The organism is Fluviirhizobium alvei, from assembly GCF_030551875.1.
Classification (GTDB): Bacteria; Pseudomonadota; Alphaproteobacteria; order Rhizobiales; family Rhizobiaceae; genus Rhizobium_E; species Rhizobium_E alvei.
This window is the reverse complement of sequence record NZ_JAUOZU010000008.1, coordinates 205,669-226,666: the sequence shown is the minus strand read 5'-3', so window position 1 is coordinate 226,666 and position 20,998 is coordinate 205,669. Positions and strand designations below refer to the sequence as shown.

Annotated in this window: 19 protein-coding genes; 4 read left to right on the top strand and 15 right to left on the bottom strand. The window is 59.7% G+C overall.

What is annotated here, in order from left to right:
- Window positions 1-20 precede the first annotated feature (20 nt).
- From Q4481_RS13000 to Q4481_RS12960, 9 genes are all read right to left on the bottom strand, one after another.
- Window positions 21-530: a GNAT family N-acetyltransferase gene (locus Q4481_RS13000; protein WP_304376804.1), complete on the bottom strand. Its 510-nt coding sequence runs from the start codon at window positions 528-530 to the stop codon at window positions 21-23.
- A 237-nt stretch (window positions 531-767) separates the two neighbouring features.
- Window positions 768-2,603 (bottom strand): translational GTPase TypA, encoded by a 1,836-nt coding sequence (gene typA, locus Q4481_RS12995; RefSeq protein ID WP_304376803.1) that lies wholly within the window; start codon window positions 2,601-2,603, stop codon window positions 768-770.
- A gap of 154 nt (window positions 2,604-2,757) precedes the next feature.
- Entirely contained in the window at window positions 2,758-4,230 is a 1,473-nt protein-coding gene (locus Q4481_RS12990) for a DHA2 family efflux MFS transporter permease subunit (RefSeq protein WP_304376802.1), read from the bottom strand.
- Window positions 4,231-4,375: 145 nt separating this feature from the next.
- Window positions 4,376-5,815 carry a radical SAM protein gene (locus tag Q4481_RS12985; protein ID WP_304376801.1) on the bottom strand — a complete coding sequence of 480 codons (1,440 nt, stop codon included), beginning with the start codon at window positions 5,813-5,815 and terminating at the stop codon, window positions 4,376-4,378.
- 17 nt (window positions 5,816-5,832) lie between these two features.
- On the bottom strand, window positions 5,833-6,306 hold the full coding sequence (locus Q4481_RS12980; RefSeq protein WP_304376800.1) for a hypothetical protein: 474 nt from the start codon (window positions 6,304-6,306) through the stop codon (window positions 5,833-5,835).
- 179 nt (window positions 6,307-6,485) lie between these two features.
- The gene (locus Q4481_RS12975) at window positions 6,486-7,202 is read right to left on the bottom strand and encodes a prolipoprotein diacylglyceryl transferase family protein (RefSeq protein ID WP_304376799.1); all 717 of its coding nucleotides are present in this window, start codon (window positions 7,200-7,202) and stop codon (window positions 6,486-6,488) included.
- 55 nt (window positions 7,203-7,257) lie between these two features.
- Window positions 7,258-7,746 carry a hypothetical protein gene (locus Q4481_RS12970; protein WP_304376798.1) on the bottom strand — a complete coding sequence of 163 codons (489 nt, stop codon included), beginning with the start codon at window positions 7,744-7,746 and terminating at the stop codon, window positions 7,258-7,260.
- A gap of 159 nt (window positions 7,747-7,905) precedes the next feature.
- Window positions 7,906-9,480, bottom strand: coding sequence for an alkaline phosphatase D family protein (locus tag Q4481_RS12965; RefSeq protein ID WP_304376797.1), 1,575 nt, complete (start codon window positions 9,478-9,480; stop codon window positions 7,906-7,908).
- A gap of 106 nt (window positions 9,481-9,586) precedes the next feature.
- On the bottom strand, window positions 9,587-11,650 hold the full coding sequence (locus Q4481_RS12960; RefSeq protein WP_304376796.1) for a M3 family metallopeptidase: 2,064 nt from the start codon (window positions 11,648-11,650) through the stop codon (window positions 9,587-9,589).
- Between the two features lie 156 nt (window positions 11,651-11,806).
- Between Q4481_RS12960 and Q4481_RS12955 the strand changes: the two genes are divergently transcribed.
- Window positions 11,807-12,292: a MarR family winged helix-turn-helix transcriptional regulator gene (locus tag Q4481_RS12955; RefSeq protein WP_304376795.1), complete on the top strand. Its 486-nt coding sequence runs from the start codon at window positions 11,807-11,809 to the stop codon at window positions 12,290-12,292.
- Window positions 12,289-13,524, top strand: coding sequence for a multidrug effflux MFS transporter (locus Q4481_RS12950; RefSeq protein ID WP_304376794.1), 1,236 nt, complete (start codon window positions 12,289-12,291; stop codon window positions 13,522-13,524). Before Q4481_RS12955 ends, Q4481_RS12950 begins: the two co-directional genes overlap by 4 nt.
- Window positions 13,525-13,609: 85 nt before the next feature.
- Here the strand turns inward: Q4481_RS12950 and Q4481_RS12945 are convergent, their stop codons facing one another.
- Window positions 13,610-14,833, bottom strand: a complete 1,224-nt coding sequence (locus Q4481_RS12945; protein WP_304376793.1) for an argininosuccinate synthase — start codon at window positions 14,831-14,833, stop codon at window positions 13,610-13,612.
- A 178-nt stretch (window positions 14,834-15,011) separates the two neighbouring features.
- Here Q4481_RS12945 and Q4481_RS12940 point away from each other — a divergent pair, with 178 nt between their 5' ends.
- Together Q4481_RS12940 and Q4481_RS12935 are read left to right on the top strand one after the other, a co-directional pair.
- A complete protein-coding gene (locus Q4481_RS12940) occupies window positions 15,012-15,875 on the top strand; it encodes an SDR family NAD(P)-dependent oxidoreductase (RefSeq protein WP_304376792.1) in 864 nt (287 codons plus the stop codon).
- A 4-nt stretch (window positions 15,876-15,879) separates the two neighbouring features.
- Complete coding sequence (locus Q4481_RS12935) at window positions 15,880-16,524, top strand: LysE family translocator (protein ID WP_304376791.1); 645 nt, start codon at window positions 15,880-15,882, stop codon at window positions 16,522-16,524.
- Here the strand turns inward: Q4481_RS12935 and Q4481_RS12930 are convergent.
- From Q4481_RS12930 to Q4481_RS12910, 5 genes are all read right to left on the bottom strand, one after another.
- Window positions 16,505-17,755, bottom strand: a complete 1,251-nt coding sequence (locus Q4481_RS12930) for an RNA polymerase sigma factor (protein WP_304376790.1) — start codon at window positions 17,753-17,755, stop codon at window positions 16,505-16,507. The two genes, Q4481_RS12935 and Q4481_RS12930, sit on opposite strands and share 20 nt — an antisense overlap.
- An 8-nt stretch (window positions 17,756-17,763) precedes the next feature.
- Window positions 17,764-18,117 (bottom strand): YciI family protein, encoded by a 354-nt coding sequence (locus Q4481_RS12925; RefSeq protein ID WP_304376789.1) that lies wholly within the window; start codon window positions 18,115-18,117, stop codon window positions 17,764-17,766.
- A 120-nt stretch (window positions 18,118-18,237) separates the two neighbouring features.
- On the bottom strand, window positions 18,238-19,032 hold the full coding sequence (locus Q4481_RS12920; RefSeq protein WP_304376788.1) for an ABC transporter ATP-binding protein: 795 nt from the start codon (window positions 19,030-19,032) through the stop codon (window positions 18,238-18,240).
- Window positions 19,032-19,907, bottom strand: coding sequence for an ABC transporter permease (locus Q4481_RS12915; protein ID WP_304376787.1), 876 nt, complete (start codon window positions 19,905-19,907; stop codon window positions 19,032-19,034). Before Q4481_RS12915 ends, Q4481_RS12920 begins: the two co-directional genes overlap by 1 nt.
- 86 nt (window positions 19,908-19,993) lie before the next feature.
- Window positions 19,994-20,947 (bottom strand): ABC transporter substrate-binding protein, encoded by a 954-nt coding sequence (locus Q4481_RS12910; protein WP_304376786.1) that lies wholly within the window; start codon window positions 20,945-20,947, stop codon window positions 19,994-19,996.
- Window positions 20,948-20,998: the final 51 nt, after the last annotated feature.

Genomic DNA, 20,998 nt, shown 5'->3' with positions numbered 1-20,998 from the left:
AATCGCAGCCGGCCAGGCTTTTAGCGCTGCCAGATAAAGCCGATCTTCTTCAGCGCGGTGCCGCCGAAATCTTCCATGCCTTCGGCGACATCGAGCCCGCCGGTAGCACGGAAGAACGTGGAGGCATTTTCGCTATCCTCCAGGCACCAGGCGGCAAGCCCCTGAAAGCCGAGACCGCTCAGCATTGCCCGGCACTGACGGAACATGTAGCTGCCTAGGCCGATACCCTGATATTCCGGCAGCAGATAGAGCTCATAGATCTCGCCATCGACCTTCAGGGCTTCCGTGCGGTTGAGCCCGATCGTGGCATAACCGGCAATCTTGGTACCGGTATCGAGAACCAGCAGCGTCGAGGTGCCATTGGCCGCCCTTCGCCACCAGTCTTCGCGACGACGCTCCAGCATGGTCAGAAGCGGCTTGTGTGGAATGAGGCCGCCGTAGGCATGGATCCAGGTCTTGCGGTGCACATCGGCAACAGCGTTGCAATCTTCGGGCTCAGCCCTCCGCACCTCTATCGACATCGTCTTCATGACGCGCATTACACCTGAGCCACTTTAAACTTCCAGACGAAATTCGGTTACGCTGCAGGTTTACCCACAGTTACATTCCGGCAGAACTAAGCCGAAGCGACAACTACGCTGACCGATTTCTCAGGGAGGTTAACGATTGTTAATGACTCATTGCAAGGGCAGTCTCAGTGTCATCCATAAAAAAAGCCGGCGCTTTGCAGCGCCGGCTTTGATATTCCCAAATCGGTACAGAACCGGTCAGCCGGCAACGGCAGCCTTGGCCTTTTCCATACGCTTGCGGTCGTTGGCATCGAGATACATCTTGCGCAGACGAATCGATTTCGGCGTCACTTCCACCAGTTCGTCGTCCTGAATCCAGCTGAGCGCGCGGTCGAGCGTCATGCGGATCGGCGGCGTCAACTTGACGGCTTCGTCCTTGTTGACCGAGCGGATGTTGGTCAACTGCTTGCCCTTGAGAACGTTGACCTCGAGGTCGTTGTCGCGGCTATGGATGCCGATGATCATGCCCATATAGACCTTCTCGCCCGGATCGATGATCATCGGGCCGCGGTCTTCGAGGTTGAACAGGGCATAGGCCACGGCTTCGCCCGGCGCATTGGCCAGCAGAACGCCGTTAACCCGGCCGCCGATCTGACCCTTGAAAGGCTGATAGTCGTGGAACAGGCGGTTCATGATCGCCGTGCCGCGGGTATCGGTCAGCAGCTCCGACTGGTAGCCGATCAGGCCGCGGGTCGGGGCAAAGAAGCGCAGGCGAACGCGACCGCCGCCGGAGGGGCGCAGCTCGACCATTTCGGCCTTGCGCTCGCTCATCTTCTGCACGACGACGCCCGAATGTTCTTCATCGACGTCGATGACGACTTCTTCGATCGGCTCCATCATGGCGCCGGTGGCTTCATCCTTGTGCATGACCACACGCGGACGCGACACGGCCAGTTCGAAGCCTTCACGGCGCATGGTCTCGATCAGCACGGCAAGCTGAAGTTCGCCGCGGCCGGAAACGTAGAAGGAATCCTTGCCCTCGGCTTCTTCGATCTTCAGCGCGACATTGCCTTCGGCTTCCTTGAACAGACGGTCGCGGATGACACGGCTGGTGACCTTGTCGCCTTCGGTGCCGGCGAGCGGGCTGTCGTTGACCAGGAAGGACATGGTCACGGTCGGCGGGTCGATCGGCTGGGCATGCAGCGCCTCGGTGACCGAGGGGTCGCAGAACGTGTCGGCGACGGTGCCCTTGGAGAGGCCGGCAATGGCGACGATATCGCCCGCATGCGCTTCCTCGATCGGCGTGCGCTCGATGCCGCGGAAGGCGAGGATCTTGGAGATACGACCGTTTTCGATCAGCTTGCCATCCTGGCCGAGCACCTTGACGGGCTGGTTCGGCTTGATCGAGCCCGAATGAATGCGACCGGTAATGATGCGGCCGAGGAAGGGGTTGGCTTCGAGGATGGTGCCGATCATGCGGAAGGCGCCATCTTCGTCGCCGACGCTCGGTGCCGGCACGTGCTTGAGCACGAGGTCGAGCAGCGGCGCCAAGCCTTCGTCGGTCGGGCCATCAGGATTGACGTTCATCCAGCCCGCGCGGCCCGAACCGTAGAGGATCGGGAAATCGAGCTGCTCGTCGGTGGCATCGAGATTGGCAAAGAGATCGAAGACCTCATTGACCACTTCTTCGTGGCGCGCATCCGGACGGTCGATCTTGTTGATCGCGACGATCGGCTTCAGGCCGACCTTCAGCGCCTTGCCGACAACGAACTTGGTCTGCGGCATCGGGCCTTCCGAGGAGTCGACGAGAACGATCGCGCCGTCCACCATCGAAAGGATGCGCTCGACTTCGCCGCCGAAATCGGCGTGGCCTGGCGTGTCGACGATGTTGATGCGGACGCCCTTCCATTCCACCGACGTTGCCTTGGCGAGAATGGTAATGCCGCGTTCCTTTTCGAGGTCGTTGGAATCCATGACGCGTTCGGCAACGCGCTGGTTTTCGCGGAACGAGCCGGACTGCTTGAGAAGTTCGTCGACAAGCGTGGTCTTGCCATGGTCAACGTGTGCGATGATCGCGATATTGCGAATGTCCATGTGATGATCTCTGAAGTTCTGGCGCGCAAGGAAAAAGGCGCGCTCATTTCTTTGCGCGCCTCATACCTGCTTTTTTGCAATTGCGAAAGGGGGAGGCCCGACAAAGTCGAAAATGTCAGGCTCTTGGTGAATCCCGGCCCGCTTTTGCGGCCAATCAGTGGCCAATTGCCCCATGCAACGCCGGACCATTGGGGCGCCGGACGAAGAAGGCGGCAATGATGGCGATGACGGATATCGCGGTGCAGTAGAGCATGGCCGTCGAGATACCACCCGACAAGGCTGTTACCGGTTCTGCGCCGTCGGCGGCAAACTTCGACGAGGAAAGCGTCATGATCGACACGAAAAGCGCAGTGCCTGCAGCCCCACCCACCTGCTGCACGGTGCCGATGACCGCCGAGCCATGGGAATAGAGGTGCGGCGGCAGCGAACCGAGGCTTGCCGAAAAGAGCGGCGTGAACAAAAGGCCCAAACCGCCCATGAACAGGAGATGCGATGCCAGAACGAGATACCATTGCGTCGTTGTTCCGAGGCTCGCGAGCGCCAGTGCCGAAAGCGTGAGCAGGATCGATCCAGCAATCACCAGACCGGTCGGACCATGACGATCGCTTGCCGCACCGACGAAGCGGGCCATCAGGCCCATGAGAAGTCCGCCGGGCAGAAGCAGAAGCCCCGTGGTCAGCGCATCGAAATGCAGCACATTCTGGGTATAGATCGGCAGAAGGATGATGACGCCGAACATGGCCATCATCGAGATCGCCATCATGATGGTTGCGACCGTAAACACCGGTGACAGGAAGGTCCTGAGATCGAGAAGCGCGCGGTTCTGTTTCTGCAATGCCACCTGGCGGAGCACGAAGAGGGTGACAAACGCAACTCCAACAATGATCGGCAGCCAGACGGGGTAAGCGCTTTCATGCCCGGCGACCGCACCTTCGCCAATTGTCGACAGGCCATAGACGAGTATGCCGAAGCCCGCTGCAGCCAGGGGCACGGAAATCAGATCGAGCGGGGCCGGACGCGGAGTCCCGACATTGCGGATCTTCGAAGCGCCCAGAGCAAGGGCTGCCAGCGCGATCGGCAACACGAGCCAGAACATCCAGCGCCAGTCGAACATTGACAGGATGAAGCCGGAAATCGTCGGACCGATGGCCGGTGCAACGGAAATGACGATGGTGATGTTGCCCATAGTGCGACCGCGCGTTTCCGGTGGCACGAGCGTCATCACGGTCGTCATCAGAAGCGGCATCATGATTGCGGTGCCGCTGGCCTGGACAATACGGCCGAGGATGAGCACTGTCAGACCCGGCGCGACGGCGCCAATCAGTGTGCCGATCGAGAAAAGTGACATCGCCAGGATGAAGACCGGCCGCGTGTTCAGCCTCTGGAGAAGGAACCCGGTGACGGGAATGACAACTGCCATCGTGAGCATGAAGGCTGTCGTCAGCCATTGGGCCTGACCAGCGGTCACGCCGAGATCCTTCATCAGATGCGGCATGGCAACGCCGATGATCGTCTCGTTGAGAATGACGACAAAGGCGGAGATGAGCAACAGACCGATGACGAGATTGTTGCGCGATTGCAGTTGGCGGGCATCAAGACCCGATGCGTCCTTACGGATTTCGCTCATAGGATAAATTCCCAGAAATGGATGCGCGCGAAAGCGCTGGCATTCGCGACGACGGCGAACGAAACTTGTGCGGTGCAGGATCAATCGGCTGTTCGCGAGGCCAAGTCAATTTAGAAAAATTGATGGCTGTCATTACGGTTGTCGATCAAACAACCGCCTCGCTGGTTTCGTTGCGGGCAGTTTTCGCGCGGAACGCCTCCACGGCCCCATTTCGATAGAGAAGATTATAGGTCTCGAACGGAATGATCTGACCGGCGGGTGTGACGAAATGAATGCAGGATCGCTTGACGTTACCGACGTCGAAATCGTGACGATCCATGAAATTGACGATCACAACCCGGAAGATGTTCTCGTAGGAAAGCCCTTCGGGCACCGGCACCTGCGGCAGACAGCACAAGAGATCGCCCAGCCGCCCGGCGACATTGGGCTCGATGGTCGAGAGCGAAAAAAGGTCAAAGATCTTCTGCTTGAGCGATGGATAGCGTTCGAAATTGACGGCGTTGGGCACGGCTTCGACGAGTTCATCCTTCGGGATCATCGACGTGACCGGCACCACGATCCGACCGTTGCGCAAACCATAGCCGATCGATATCGCAGTGGGATTGCAGGGGAGCGGAATCATGTCCGCTTCTCCGAAAATACCGGAATCTTCGACAATGCGTCGACGAATGTCCGAAAGCAACGCACGGTTGGTCCGCAGATCGTAATCCTCGTTGCGGCCTGTATCCTGGATCGGCTGGAAGGTGACGCCGCGGACGCAGGAAAAGCCGAGCGCATGATCGATGATGGCCGCCATCTCGTGATCGTTGACGCCCTTCTTGACGGTGGCGACCAGTGTCGTGGAAATGCCTCGCGCCTCCAGCGCTTCGAGTGCCTTACGCCTGACCTTGGAGAGATCGGCGCCGCGCAGGTTGCGGATTGCTTCCGGCTCGAGACTGTCGAACTGGAGATAGATCTCGAGCCCCTTGCGGCGCTCGGCCAGGGCATCGGCGAAGGCCGGGTCGGTCGCAATCCTGAGCCCGTTGGTATTGATCATCAGATGGCGGATCGGGCGTGCCTTCGCCATATCGATGATCGTCAGGATCTCTGGGTGGATCGTCGGCTCGCCGCCCGAAAGCTGCAACAGATCCGGTTCGCCCTCGCTCTTGACCAGAGCGTCCATCATCCGGCCGATCGTTTCGAGATCGCGATGGCTCGTCAGATCCTGTGACGACCCGGCAAAGCAGACCGGACAGGTAAGGTTACAGGCTTCATTGACCTCGATGATCGCAAGACAGGAATGCTGCTCATGGTCGGGGCAGAGGCCGCAATCATAGGGGCAGCCGTAATCGGTCCGGGTCTGGACATCGAGCGGCCGGTCACCGGGCTTCAGAAAGGAGAGTTCAGCCTTGTAGTAGGCGGCATCCGACGAAATGCGCACTTTCTGGACGCCATGCGTGCGACAGCGCTTTTCATAAAAGACGTCGTCACCTTCGATCAGGATCTTGGCCGGCACAACGGCAAGACATTTGGAACAGAGTGAACGGGTTTCGCCATAGAAGAGATAGGGCTTGGATTTGCGGACGGAATGGGCAGTCGCGGTCATGGATTCTATCGTCCGGATCAAAGTTCAGGCGGTTGGTGCGAAGAGCGGTTCGCCTGCCAATGCAGGAAAGGTGGCACGGCCGCGAGGCCGAGACCCGCAAGGCTGAATAACAGGAACATCAGAACATCGCCGACATTGCCGATTCCCAGTTCCGGGAGCAACGCAAGGCCGGCGACCGCGGTAACGGAAACCGCGATGATGGAAAGGACAAGGCTTGCCTGTGGCGCCGCTTTCCATGCGGCAAATCGCAGAAGAATGCCGAGGAGGAGGATGGAAAGCCAGATCGAGGGAACCGCGACGATCAGGAACGCGCCGGAATAGTTTTCATGTCCAGAATAGCTGAAACCACGACTGACCCAGTCCGCGAGCGAAGCCAGGTAGAAGAAACCGCCACAGAGACCGGGCAACAGGAAGATGAGAGCCAAAAGAATGCGCAAGGCAACCATGGCCTGATTGGGCTGCTGCTGGTTGCCGGCATTGTTATCGTACATTGGAACCTCCCACAAGAACCGCTTTACGGACCCTATATGTCACAGCAAAGCCAATGCCGTCCGCTTTGGCAAGGCGGAATGTTGAACCGATCACCAAACCGGTTCTCCGACAACATCTGTTCTCGGCACGCGAAGCATCAACTGTTCCATGTTCAGAAGCGACAGGCTTGCGCTACCACTCAGCGCCCAATGCTTTCGGCCGACCGGCTTTGCTTCCACGGGTTGCTCGCAATCATGGCCACGCCATAGGCCAATAACAGGATCGATAGATACTGGAAGACGCCGAGACCTGCCATCAGCGCCCCATAGGGCTTCAGGAATTCGAGCAGAAAGCGCTCAAAACCGTAGAAGCATACAAGAAGATAGAAACCGTTCTGGCGCCAATAGTCCGATCCCTGTCTGATCCGGTGGGCGTAGATCAGGGCAAAGGCAAACATCGCCACACTCTCATATAACGCGACAGGATGGCGATTTATTCCGTCACCAAAGTCCCAGCCCCAATTGGCACCGGTCGGAATGCCGTAGGTATTGTCCTCGAGCCCCGAGAGCAGGCAGCCGATGCGACCGACCGCAATACCGAGCGCGACCGGCAGCGCGTAGATAGCGCCGGTTCGGGCGCTGATGCCGTAGCTGCGCTTGTAGAGCTCGATCGACAGGATGGCACCCGCCAGGGCGCCCTCGATCGAGCGGCCGAATTCATGGATCCCCGAGACCCAGAGATTGAGCGTGCCGAACAGCCAGGCTCCTGTCGCGGCCCCAAACAGTACTGCGCCGAGATATCCGAACCGCAGCTTTTCGGACACCGGGCTGACAGGAAACCAGGTACGGCGGAGGATGAGGATCGTCGCCAGCGACGTCAGCCAGGCCAGGACGTCGAAGATCAGATGCAGCAGCATTCCGACCGGCCTTTCGACTTGGACGAAAACAGCAGCACCCTCGTTTCAGGCTTGGTCAAGATCCGGCCTCCGGTGCCTTCGTTTCTGCGGCGATTTTGAGCGCCGGGCGGCGGCCAGCTCTCAGCCAATGCAGGAAGGGCGGCAGCGGCATGACGAAGAGACAAATAAAGGCCAGCACCTGCACGACGAAGATTTCGATCGGCGCCAAGGCACCGTCAAGGCTGGTATAAACCTCGTATGTTGCCAGGATGAAAAGGGTCGAGATAATAGCCAGCACCAGGCTCAGCAGGGGCGCGCGCTCCCAACGGAGAAAGCGCAGGACGACGCCGATCACAATCATGCCCGATATCATGGCGCCGGCGCCGACCAGGCCAACGGTCCAGACAATCATCGCCAAACCCGAAAAGGAATAGGAGCCGTCGATCCATTGATCGATGCCCATAAAATAGAACATTCCGCCAATGACGATGGCGCCCGCAGCAAGGGCCGCGAACAGGGTCAAGATCACAATGCGGATCCAGCTGATTTCGGTTTTTTCGGTCAAGCGATCGGTCTCCCCTCCTGCTGACATAGCGGAGCTGGTTTTCTGTAGCATTTCCTTGCGGGAACGTGCAGCCGGGATCGCCTATTCACAGGGCTGTCAGAGGAGACAATATAAAGGCGCGCCGGGGCGCGCCTTTACCGAAGGTTGGGTGTCGAAAAATCAGGCCTGGCGGGTCGGGTCGAGCGTGACCTTCCAGAGTTCCTGATCGTCACGGTTCATGAGACGGACCGTCAGCTGCTCGGTCGAACCGTCGATATCGACAAGACCGAAGAACTGCAGACCGGCCGACGGTGGCAGGTTCTGACCCTGCTCCTTGGAGGGAGCCGCCACAAACTTCACTTCCGGGCCGAAGGTCATATCGAGATCGTTCGGGCCGAAGGTGCCGGCATGCAGCGGACCGGAAACGAACTCCCAGAACGGTGCGAAATCCTGGAACTGCGCCTTGGACGGATCGTAATAATGCGCGGCAGTGTAGTGCACGTCGGCGGTCAGCCAGACGGTGTTGGTGATGCCGGCATTCTTGATGTAGCGCAGAAGGTCCGTGACTTCGAGTTCGCGACCGCTGGCCGGACCGTTGTCGCCATTGGCAACGGCTTCCGAGCCCTTCATTTCCTTGTAGTTGTCCCAGACGATCAGGCCGATCGGCATGTCGCAGGCAATGATCTTCCAGGTGGCGCGGGAGTTGGCGAGTTCGCGCTTCAGCCAGTTGACCTGTTCGAGGCCGAAGATGCGGCTCTTTTCGCTCAGTTCCGGCTGCTTGTTGTCATCGTTCGGACCACGATAGGAACGCAGGTCGACGAAGAACACATCCACCAGAGGACCATAGGCGATCTTGCGGTAGACGCGGCCCGGCTCGGCAGGCGTATAGCGGATCGGCGTCATTTCATGGAAGGCGCGGGCGGCACGGGCCGATAGCATATGCACCGACTTTTCGGTGTAACGGTCATCCTTGGAGAGATCCTTGGAGTCGGACCAGTTGTTGACCACTTCATGGTCATCCCACTGGAAGAAGGTCGGACAGACGGCATTGAGCGCGCGGACATGCTCGTCCATCATGTTGTATTTCCACTGGCCGCGATATTCGGCAAGCGTCTCGGCAACCTTCATTTTTTCCGGCACCAGGACCTTGTTGACCCATTTGCTGCCGTCCTTGAAATCGACCTGTTCGACCAGCGGACCATCGGCATAGATTGTGTCGCCCGAATGGATGAAGAAATCCGGCTGGTGCTTGGCCATCGTGGCATAGGTCTTCATGCCGACCTCATCGATGCCCCAGCCCTGACCGGCCGTGTCACCCGACCAGGCGAAGCGGATATTGCGCTTGGAAGTCGGCGCCGTACGAAACCGACCGACGACCGGCTCGGACGTGACATTGATATCGGCAAGATCGGCGGCCACGAAACGGTAGAAGATTTCCTGGTCGGACGGCAGGTTCTCGAGCAGCATCTTGGCGGCGAGATCGCTTTCGGGAAGCGCGGTCATCGGCGGCAGCTTGACGGCATTCTTGAAGCTTTCGACGGTCGAATATTCGACCTGGATGCGCGAAGGGCGATCAACCCGCGTCCAGATCATCCCGGACGTGGAATCGACGTCGCCGGATTGCACGCCATGCGTGAAGGCCGGACGATTGGCCGCGCGGGCATAGAAGGGCATCGGCAAGACAGTGCTGGCAGCGAGGCCGGCAGTGCCGGCCAGCAGGCCACGGCGGCTGATGGTTGGCAATCGATAGGTCATGAATCTCTCCTGTTTATCCGGTGGCGATCGGTTCGCCGCCGCCGGAAATTTTCAGGGATTCATGTCAGGCTGATTGCGTGCCAATGACGGTTTGATGATGATGCCGTCAGGCAGCCAACCCCTTCTTGCGCAGCATCGCATCCGGGCTCGGCAGTTTGCCGCGGAAGGCCTTGTAGGCCTCTTCCGGATCGACCGAACCGCCCGAAGAATAGACGAACTGCTTCAGTTTTCCGGCCATGGAGGGATCGAACGCATTGCCGGTCTCCTCGAAGGCCTCGAACGCATCGGCATCGAGCACTTCCGACCACATGTAGGAATAGTAGCCTGCGGAATAGCCGTCGCCCGCGAAGACATGGCTGAAATGCGGGGTACGATGGCGCATGACGATGGACGCAGGCATACCGATCTCGGCCAGAACTTCCTTTTCGAGCACCAGCGGATCGCCGTCTGGCGTTCGTGTATGGAAAGCCATGTCGACCAGCGCCGACGAGGTGAATTCGACCGTCGCAAAACCGGTATTGAAGCTGCGCGCCGCCAGCACCTTGTCGAGCAGATCCTGCGGCATCGGCGCGCCGGTCTCGTAATGGACGGCATATTGCTTGAGAATTTCGGGAACCGTCAGCCAATGTTCGTAAAGCTGCGACGGGAGTTCGACGAAGTCGCGCGAGACACCGGTACCCGAAACAGACGGATAGGTGACGTTCGACAACATGCCGTGAAGCGCATGGCCGAATTCGTGGAACAAGGTACGCGCATCATCGAGCGATAGCAGCGCCGGCTTGCCATCCGCCGGTTTGGCGAAATTGCAGACATTGTAGATGATCGGGATTTCACCAACCGTACCATTCTTGAGCGGCAGCTTGTGCTGGCTCTGGAACGAACTCATCCAGGCACCCGAACGCTTGGAAGGCCGCGCGAAATAATCGCCCAGGAACAGGGCAACCAGCGCACCGGCGCCATCGCGGATCTCAAAGACGCGCACATCGGGATGATAGCCGGTCACGTCGGTGCGGCGCGTGGCGGTAATGCCAAACAGCTTGCCGGCGACGGCGAAGCAGGCCTCGATGATTTTCTCAAGCTGCAGGTAGGGCTTGAGCTCGCCTTCCGAGAAGTTGAACCGCACGGCCCGCAGCTTCTCGGCATAATGGCGCCAGTCCCAGGGCATGACCGGATGGTTCTTACCTTCGGCAGCGATCAGGCGCGCCAGTTCGCCCTCTTCCTCGAGCGCCTGCCGGCGGGCCTTTTCCCAGACCTGCATCAGAAGCGCGTTCACATTGGCCGGCGTCTTTGCCATCGTATCGTCGAGCTTGTAGGCCGCGTAGTTTTCATAACCGAGCAGCAGCGCCTTTTCATTTCTGAGCGACAGCGTCTCGCGAATGATTTCGCGATTGTCGGTCGCGCCGCCATTCTCACCGCGGGCGATCCAGGCCGAAAAGGCGGTTTCGCGCAGATCCCGACGATCGGAAAAGGTCAGGAACGGTTCAATGATCGAACGCGAAAGCGTAATGGCATATTTGCCATCCTCCCCGCGCGCGGTTGCTGCGCCCGCCATCGCATCGAGCAGAAAATCCGGCAGGCCAGCCAGTTCCTCGGGTTCTGAGAGATAGAGAACCCAGCCTTTTTCGTCGGCAAGCACATTCTGTCCGAAATTGGCACCGAGCCCGGCCAGTGCCTCGTTGATGCCGGCCAACCGCTGCTGCTGCTCCTTCGGCAACTTGGCGCCGGAGCGGACAAACCCTTTCCAGTGGCGCTCAAGCACACGCTTTTCCTCAAGCGTCAGGCCCAGCTTGTCCTTCTCGTCCCACAGCGTATCGATCCGCCGGAAGAGCACTTCGTTCTGGCCGATCTTCGAATAATGCCGTGACATTTTCGGCGAGATTTCACGCTCGAGTTTCTGGATATCCTCGTTGGTGTGGGCGCCGGCGCGGTTCCAGAACAGGGCAGAGACCCGCGAAAGATCATCGCCGGCAATTTCGAGCGCGATGATCGTGTTGGCGAAAGTCGGCGCCTCGGGATTGTTGGCGATCGCGTCAATCTCGCGCTCGTGTTCCGCCAGAGCCCAGTCGAAGGCCGGGGCAAAATCGCTGTCGGCAACGGTATCGAAACGCGGCAGACCGTGGGGCCCGTTCCAGTTGAAGATCGCGGAATTGAGGTCGGCGGGCAATGTCATTTCGGTTCCTGTCAGGCGAAAGCGAAGCAAAGAGTTCATTTGGCAATATAGGGTATGCGTCCATGGATGAAAGGGGCTCGACCGGAATTCCGATCGCCACGGTTGATTAATAAGTCAGGCTTATTATATACGGCACTTACTGAAAGGATGAAGCACATGTCTCTCAAGGTCGATCCGGACTCGCTCGGATTTTTGATTGCCGATATGGCCCGGATGATGCGTCTGGCGATGGAACGGCGGATTGCCGAAGCCGGGCTTGGCCTGACTGCGGGAGAAGCGCGCGCCCTGCTGCAGATTGCCGCTCACGAAGGTTCGAGACAGAACGTGATCGCAGAGCATATGGGCATCGAGCCCATGACCTTCTGTACCTATGTTGATCGCCTGGAGCGCGTGGGGCTTGCTGAACGGGTCGCCGATCCGGGTGACCGCCGCGCCAAGCTGATCCTCACGACAGCCAAGGCCGACGACATGATCGTGCTCATTCGCCAGCAAACCGGCGCCGTGCTCGAGGAAATCCAGGCCGGACTTTCCGCAGACGAACGCGTGATGCTGCTATCGATCATGAAAACCATGCGCGCTTCGATTTCCGCCATGGTGGGCAATGAAGCAACCGTTGCCGCACCGCAGGCTGCCAAGGCATGACAAAGCCGGTCATGTCCGAGCGCCGCACCAGCATGATCGGCGCGCTGCTGGTTGCGCTTGGCCCGGTGTCGATGGCGCTCTACACGCCGGCCATGCCGGAGCTCGCACATGTGTTCGCCACCACAGAACCACTGATCAAGATCACGCTGTCGCTCTATTTCGGCGGCTTTGCCTTCGCGCAACTGATCTCGGGACCGCTTTCTGATGCGCTCGGTCGACGTCGAGCGTCGATGATTTTCCTGTCGATCTTTCTCGCCGGCTCGCTCCTGTCGGCCCTCGCCCCGAATGTCTGGATTCTGATGGCGGGTCGCCTGATCCAGGGGATTGGCTCCTCGGTGGGCCTGACCGTTTCGCGCGCCATCGTCCGCGATCAGTATACCGGCCCGCAAAGCGCCAGCATCATGAACATGATCGGCATCATGCTGGCCATCGGGCCAGCCATTGCGCCGACAATCGGCGGCCTGTCGCTGGCGGCCTTCGGCTGGCAATCGATTTTCCTGATGATGATCGGGTTCGGCGCAGCCGCACTGGGCATCGTGCTTGCCTTCATGCCGGAGACGACGACACCCGATCCGGACCGCATGCATCTGAAACCGTTGCTATCGGCCTATCGCGATATCGTCACCAATGGTCATTTCGCATCAGCCGCGCTGACAATCGCCTGTTCGGTCGGAGCGCTTTACGCGCTTGCGACCATTCTGCCCTTCATCCTGATCCACACGGTGGGTCTGAGCCCTGCCGAATATGGCCTCGGAATGCTGGCACAGACCGGCTCCTATCTCGGCGGTTCGCTGGTCTTCCGGCAACTCCTCAAAAGTCATACCGCCGAAGCCCTCGTCCTTCCCGGGCTCGGCTTCATCGCGCTTGCAGCCGTCATGACCTTTCTTTCGGTGGCGCTGCTGCCATTCTCCTACCTGTCGATCATGATCCCGGTCGGTGTCTTCGCCTTCGGCATATCCTTCGTGCTACCGCATCTGACGACAGCGGCACTCGTGCCCTTTCCGCATATCGCCGGCTCGGCATCAGCGGCGATGGGCTTTGCCCAGATGGGGTCGGGCCTGGTGACCGGGTTGATCTCCGCTATCATCGGCGTTCCAAGCCTTGCCTTTCAGTATGTGATCCCCGGCATGGGCCTGATTGCAGTCCTGAGCTACGCCTGGCATCTCAGGATCGTGGCATCGACCAGACATGCGAGCGGCGACACCGCACCGATCGATCATCCTGGCGCATAGACCGAAAAACGCATTATCCCACATGCACATATGAAAACGGCGGACCCTGGGGCCCGCCGCTTTGACAGTCTGGATCAGGCCGCGCTCAGCCCTTGAGATTGCGCTTGGCGAGCGTGCGCAGACGCAGTGCGTTGAGCTTGATGAAGCCGGCCGCATCCTTTTGGTCGTAGGCACCCTGGTCGTCCTCGAACGTCACCAGCTGGTCGGAATAGAGCGACTTCGCCGATTCACGGCCAATGACCATGACATTGCCCTTGTAGAGCTTCAGCGTCACTTCGCCTTCGACATTCTTCTGGCTGAGGTCGATCGCGGCCTGCAGCATTTCGCGTTCCGGCGAGAACCAGAAGCCGTAATAGATCAGTTCGGCATAACGCGGCATCAGCTCATCCTTGAGGTGGGCTGCACCGCGGTCGAGCGTGATCGACTCGATCGCACGATGGGCGGCGAGCAGGATGGTGCCACCGGGCGTTTCATAGACGCCGCGGCTCTTCATGCCGACGAAGCGGTTCTCGACCAGGTCGAGACGGCCGATGCCATTGTCACGACCGAGATCATTGAGCTTGGCGAGAAGCGTTGCGGGCGATAGGCGCTCGCCATTGATCGAGACGGCATCGCCCTTTTCAAAACCGATCTTGATGATCGTAGCCTTGTCGGGGGCAGCTTCCGGCGAAATGGTGCGCATATGCACATATTCCGGGGCTTCCTGGCTCGGATCTTCCAGAACCTTGCCCTCGGACGAGGAGTGCAGCAGGTTGGCATCGACCGAGAAAGGAGCTTCGCCCTTCTTGTCCTTTGCGACCGGGATCTGGTTCTTCTCGGCGAAATCGAGCAGGTCCGTACGGCTCTTGAACGACCAGTCGCGCCAGGGAGCGATGATCTTGATATCCGGATTGAGTGCATAGGCCGACAGTTCGAAACGAACCTGGTCGTTGCCCTTGCCGGTGGCGCCATGGGCAATCGCATCCGCACCAGTCTTCTTGGCGATATCGATCAGATGCTTGGAGATCAGCGGGCGCGCAATCGAGGTGCCGAGCAGATAGACGCCTTCATAGACAGCATTGGCGCGGAACATCGGGAAAACGAAATCGCGAACGAATTCCTCGCGGACATCCTCGATGAAGATTTCCTTGATGCCCAGCATTTCGGCCTTCTTGCGGGCCGGCTCGAGTTCTTCACCCTGGCCGAGATCGGCGGTGAAGGTGACGACTTCGGCACCGAGTTCGGTCTGCAGCCATTTCAGGATGATCGAGGTGTCGAGACCGCCGGAATAGGCAAGCACGACCTTTTTAACGTCTTTGGGGAGCGCCATGGAATGTTCCAGTTCGTTGTAACCGTTGGGTTAGCGGTCTTTTAGCGCGATTGGCGACAGTTGCAAGTGCGCAAGATCAAACGGGTCCGCGATTGACGGCGAAATTGAAATCAGCCGACTGGATTGTCGCCGTCCGGAAGCGTAAAAGACCGCTCATAGTCGTATGGGAGAGGCAGACATGGCGAGTGACCAGATCCATCCGGTATTCAAGACAGGCAACACCGCTGTCATCACAGGTGCCGCCTCGGGCATCGGGCTGGCCGCTGCAGGCACATGTGCACGCCTCGGTATGAATGTCGTGCTGGCCGATCTGGCCGGCGAACGCCTGGATGAGGCGGCTCGATCGGTCGCATCCCTCAGCCCGCGCGGCGATGAGGCTGTGGCGGCCATTCCGACCGATGTCGGCCGGCTCGATGATATCGAAGTGCTGGCTGAAGATGCGGAAGCCCGCTTCGGCAAGATCCATTTCGTCATGAACAATGCCGGCATCCAGCCGGGAAGTGCGCTGTTCGGCCCCCGCGAAAACTGGGAGCGGGTGTTCGCCGTCAACCTCTGGGGCGTCATCGACGGGTCGCGGACCTTTGCGCCGAAAATGCTTGCGCATGGCGAACGTGCCGTGATCGTCAATACCGGCTCCAAGCAGGGCATCACCACACCGCCCGGCGATCCTGCCTACAACACGGCCAAATCCGGCGTGAAGGTGTTCACTGAGGCGCTTGAACATGAGCTGCGCAATGCACCGGGTTGCGCCGTCTCGGCCCATCTGCTCATTCCGGGCTTCGTCTTCACATCGCTGACCGCCAATGGTCGCAGCGAGAAGCCGGCTGCCGCCTGGACGCCGGAACAGACGGTGGATTTCATGATGGCGTCGCTGGCACGCGGTGATTTCTATATTCTCTGCCCGGACAATGATGTTCCCCGCGCGCTCGATGAGAAGCGGATTTTCTGGGCTGCCCACGACATTATCGAAAACCGCCCGCCCCTCAGCCGCTGGCATGCGGATTACGCCGACCGTTTCAAGTCATTCGTCGACAAGGATTGAGAGCATGTTCGAATTCCTGCCCAGCCTCGCCACGCTGATCACTTTCACGGGCATGTGCTGGATTCTCGCCATCACGCCCGGACCGGACATGACCATCTCGATCAGCCGTGCGCTTTCCGACGGCAAGGCTGGCGGCATCATGGTGGTGCTCGGCACCTCCTCAGGGATCGTCATTCACACGATGCTGGTTGCCTTCGGCATTTCCGCTCTCATCATCGCCTCACCGACTGCCTTCATGATCCTGAAAACCGGTGGCGCCGGCTATCTCGTCTGGCTCGCCATCCAGGCGATCCGCAACGGATCGAGCCTTTCGGTGAAGAAGGCCGATGGACCTGCCAAGTCGGGGCTCGCCAACTTCCTCTCGGGCTTCATGATCAACTTGATGAACCCGAAGGTCATCATCTTCTTCATGACCTTCCTGCCGCAATTCGTGAACGCGTCGGACCCGCATGTCACCGGCAAGCTGCTGTTCCTCGGCGGCTGGTTCATCCTGGTGGGCATGCCGGTCAATCTGATCATCGTGCTGACAGCGGAAAAGCTCGCGGTCTGGCTGGCGGCCAACCGCAAGGTCCTGCGTGGCATCGACTATACCTTTGCCGGTGTCTTTTCGCTCTTTGCCGTCAAGATCTTCATGACCCAGGCGCGGTGAGCGCGTCACGTTTGCGGCTGAGAAAGGCCTGCTCGGCCGGCGATGCGCTGAGCGCGATCGCCCGATCGTAGGCAGCGCGCGCTTCCTCCGGTTGGCCGGCGCGGCCGAAGAGGTCGGCCCTGACCGCATGATAGGGCTGATAGTCGGCAAGCGATTCTGCAAGCCCATTGAGCGCCTCGAGGACGAACCGGGGATCGAAGGCATAGGAGAGCGCCACGATGCGGTTGAGCCGGAAGACGGGGTTGGGCGAGAGTTCGAGCAACCGATCATAGATGAGCACGATCTGACGCCAGTCGGTCGAAGCGAAATCCGCCGCTTCAGCGTGAATGGCAATGATGGCGGCCTGAAGCTGATAGCTCCCGGCGCGGCCCCGGCGCAGCGCCTGTTCCAGCATCCGGATCGCTTCGGCAATCCTATCATGTTGCCATAGCGAACGGTCCTGTTCCTCAAGGGAGCGGAAGGCGCCATCGGCGCTCAGCCGGGCCGGGCGGCGCGCTTCGTGCAGCAGCATCAGCGCCAGCAATCCCTCGACTTCCGCTTCATCCGGACAAAGCGCCGCCAAAAGCTTGCCCAACCGGATCGCTTCGCTACAGAGTTCACCGCGAATGTAATTCTCTCCCGATGAAGCATAGCCTTCGTTAAAAAGGAGATAGATGACGCCGAGCACGCTTTCCAGCCGATCGGCCCAGCCCTCCGGACCGGGAACCGCATAGGTAATGCCGGCCTTGGCGATCTTGTGGCGAGCCCGGACCAGCCTCTGCGCCATCGCATCGGAACTGTCGAGAAAGGCATCGGCAATCTCATCCGTCGTCAGGCCGCAGACCGAACGCAAGGTCAGCGCCATGGCCGTCTTGCGGTCGATCGCAGGATGACAGCAGGTGAAGATCAGCTTCAGGCGCTCATCCTCGATCGGATCGGGATCGTCCCAGTCCGGCGCACTGTTTTCGATTTCAATCAGATGGGCGATCGCCGTCGTCTTCGACTGAAAGTTTGCAGCGCGCCGGAGACGGTCGATCGCCTTGCGCTTGGCCGTCTTCATCAGCCAGGCATGCGGTGCCACCGGAAGCCCGTTCCGGCTCCAGTGGCGCAAAGCTGATTCCAGGGCATCCTGGAGGCTGTCCTCGGCAAGCTGAAAATCACCGAGGCTGCCGACCAAACCTGAAAGCAGACGTCCCCAGTCATGGCGCGTGATGGATTCGATCGCCGCCTGTACAGAGGACGCCGCCGGCATAGCGTCACTCAACGGTCAAAGACCATCACCGGCCGGAGTTCGACAGCGCCCGATGCCGCACCCGGGATCAGCGACGCATAGCGGATCGCCTCATCGAGGTCCTTGCAGTCGAGAATATAGAAGCCCGCGAGCTGTTCCTTGCTTTCGGCAAACGGGCCATCCATGCTTTCGGTCTTGCCGTTGCGGACGCGAATGGTGGTGGCAGTGGAAGCCCCCTGCAGCGCATCACCGCTCACATAGACGCCGTCGCGATGGTAGGTCTCATTGGCAATGCGGTAACCCTCCATCATCTTGCCGAAATCCGGCGTGCCCGGAGGTGTCATGGTGGTGGGGTCGTTATAAATCAAAGCCATGAATTTCATGATCATTCCCTTCGTCAAGGCAATCGCGTGATTGCGATTGGTGACCGATAACGACCGGAATGCAAGCAGATCGACATGGTCCTCGAAAAAAAATGGCTCCCGACGGAGCCATTTTTCAAATCATCCGATCAGAAGCGCGTCATCATCGAGCGTCTGGCCGCGAATCTTGCGGAACATGGCAATCAGGTCTTCCACCTGCATGTCCTTGCGACTGTCGCCGGCAACATCAAGGACGATCTCGCCACCATGCAGCATGATCGTTCGGCTGCCGAAATCCAGCGCCTGCCGCATCGAATGGGTCACCATCATGGTCGTCATCTTGCGTTCGGCAACGATCGACTGCGTGAGTTCCATGATGAACTCGGCCATGCCGGGATCAAGCGCTGCCGTATGCTCGTCCAGCAACAGCACCTCGGATCCGGAAAGCGTTGCCATGACCAGCGACACGGCCTGACGCTGGCCGCCCGACAACAGATCCATCCGGTCCGCCATGCGGTTTTCGAGCCCGAGCTTGAGGGCTGCAATCCTGTCACGGAAATAATCGCGCCGTTTGCCGCCGAGCGACGGACCTAGCCCGCGCCGCTTTCCTCGCATATAAGCAAGCGCGAGGTTTTCCTCAATCGACAGCGGGCCGCAGCTGCCGGCGAGCGGATCCTGGAAAACGCGCGCCACGAGACCGGCGCGGCGAGCGGTCGGCTTGCGGGTCACATCCTGACCACCGATCGTCACCTTGCCTTCGCTCGGCAGGATATCGCCGGCTAGCACGCTGAGAAGCGTCGATTTTCCCGCACCGTTCGAACCGATCACAGTCACGAAGGAGCCGGTGTCGATGGTCAGGCCGACACCATTGAGAGCCGTCTTTTCGAGCGGTGTGCCGCGGCCGAAGACGACCTTGCATTTTTCGACGGAAATCATCAGGCACCTCCCCGACGCAGGCGCGGCAGAATGAGGGCGATCGCCACCAGAACCGCGGTCACGAGATTGAGATCGGAGGCTTCGAGACCGAGAATGTCGGTCGAAAGCGCCACCTGGATCGCGATACGGTAGAGGATCGAGCCCACCACACAGCCGATGAGCGCGACGAGCAGGCCGCGATTTCCAAACAGCGTTTCGCCGACGATCACCGCGGCAAGGCCGACCACGATCGTTCCGACGCCGGCCGTCACATCGGCAAAGCCATTGGTTTGGGCAAAGAGAGCGCCGCCGAGCGCCACCAGCGCATTGGAAAGCGCAATGCCTAGATAGATCTGGAAGCCGGTTTCGATTCCTTGCGCCCGCGCCATCCGCGCATTGGTGCCTGTGGCCCGCATCGCAAGCCCGGCATCGCTTTCCAGAAAACGCCAGATCACCAGCACAACGATAACGGCGAGAATGCCGATGAACAGCGGCCGCGTCAGATAATCGGGAATGCCCTGGCCATAGAAAGGCGTCAGCATGGTTTCCTGATTGAGAAGGGCCACATTCGGCTTGCCCATGACGCGGAGATTGACCGAGAAAAGCGCAATCATCGTCAGGATCGAGGCCAGAAGGTTGAGGATCTTGAATTTCACATTCAGCGTTGCCGTCACCAGCCCGGCCACCGAACCCGCGACCATGGCGATCGCAGTCGCAAGCCAGGGATTGAGCCCGGCGATGATCATGACGGCGGCCACAGCGGCGCCGAGCGGGAACGATCCATCGACCGTCAGATCGGGAAAATCGAGAACCCGGAATGCGAGATAGACGCCGATGGCGACAAAGGCGAAAACCAGCCCCAGTTCGACAGCGCCCCAGAAAGCGATTTGGCTCACGTCAGAATGTCCTATAGGTCTTTGCCGCATCCCGTTGAGAGATGCGGCAAGGGTCTGCCCCGGAGTTTAGAACCGGGCCATTCCGTTTATTCGATGGTGCTGGTGGCGCGCTTCAGCACGGCTTCCGGGAAGGTCACGCCCATCTTGGCAGCAGCCTTCTTGTTGATCACGAGATCGGTGCCTTCGGCAACGCGAACCGGGATCGAACCCGGAGCTTCGCCCTTGAGAACCCGCACCACGACGGCACCGGTCTGCTTGCCGATATCGAAATAGTTGAAGCCGAGGGCGGCAACCGCGCCACGCTTCACTGAATCCGTATCGCCGGCATAAAGCGGGATCTTTGCCTCTTCGGCAACGCCGACGGCAGCTTCGAGCGCCGAAACGATCGTGTTGTCGGTCGGGATATAGATGACATCGGCACGACCGACGAGCGAGCGCGTTGCTCCCTGCACTTCAGCCGATTTGGTCGCTACCGATTCGACCACCGTCAGGCCGGCCTTTTCTGCTGCCGCCTTGAAGGCAAGCAGGGTCGCAACCGAATTTGCTTCGGCGGAATTGTAGACAAAGCCCACCGACTTTGCGTTCGGGGTGATTTCCTTGATCAGCGCGACATGGCCGACGACCGGCGACATGTCCGACAGACCGGTGACATTGCCGCCCGGTTCTTCCATGCTCTTGACGAGCTGTGCGCCGACCGGATCGGACACTGCGGTGAAGACGACCGGAATGTCACGGGTGGCGGCAACGACGGCCTGGGCCGACGGCGTGGAAATCGGAACGATGACGCTCGGAGCCTCGCCGATGAACTGGCGAGCGATCTGCGCGGCGGTACCGGGGTTGCCCTGGGCCGATTCATAGACGAACTTCAGGTTTTCGCCTTCCTTGTACCCGGCTTCGGCAAGGGCTGCCTTGACACCGTCACGGGCGGCATCGAGCGCCGGATGTTCGACGATTGCCGTCACCGCAACGGTGACTTCCTCTGCCTTGGCCGGCATGATCAGTGCTGTCGCAGCGGCGAGAGCGATGAGCAAAGCGCGCATGTCAATTTCCTCCTGACGATTATTGCTTTGAATTCTTTACGGATGTCATAG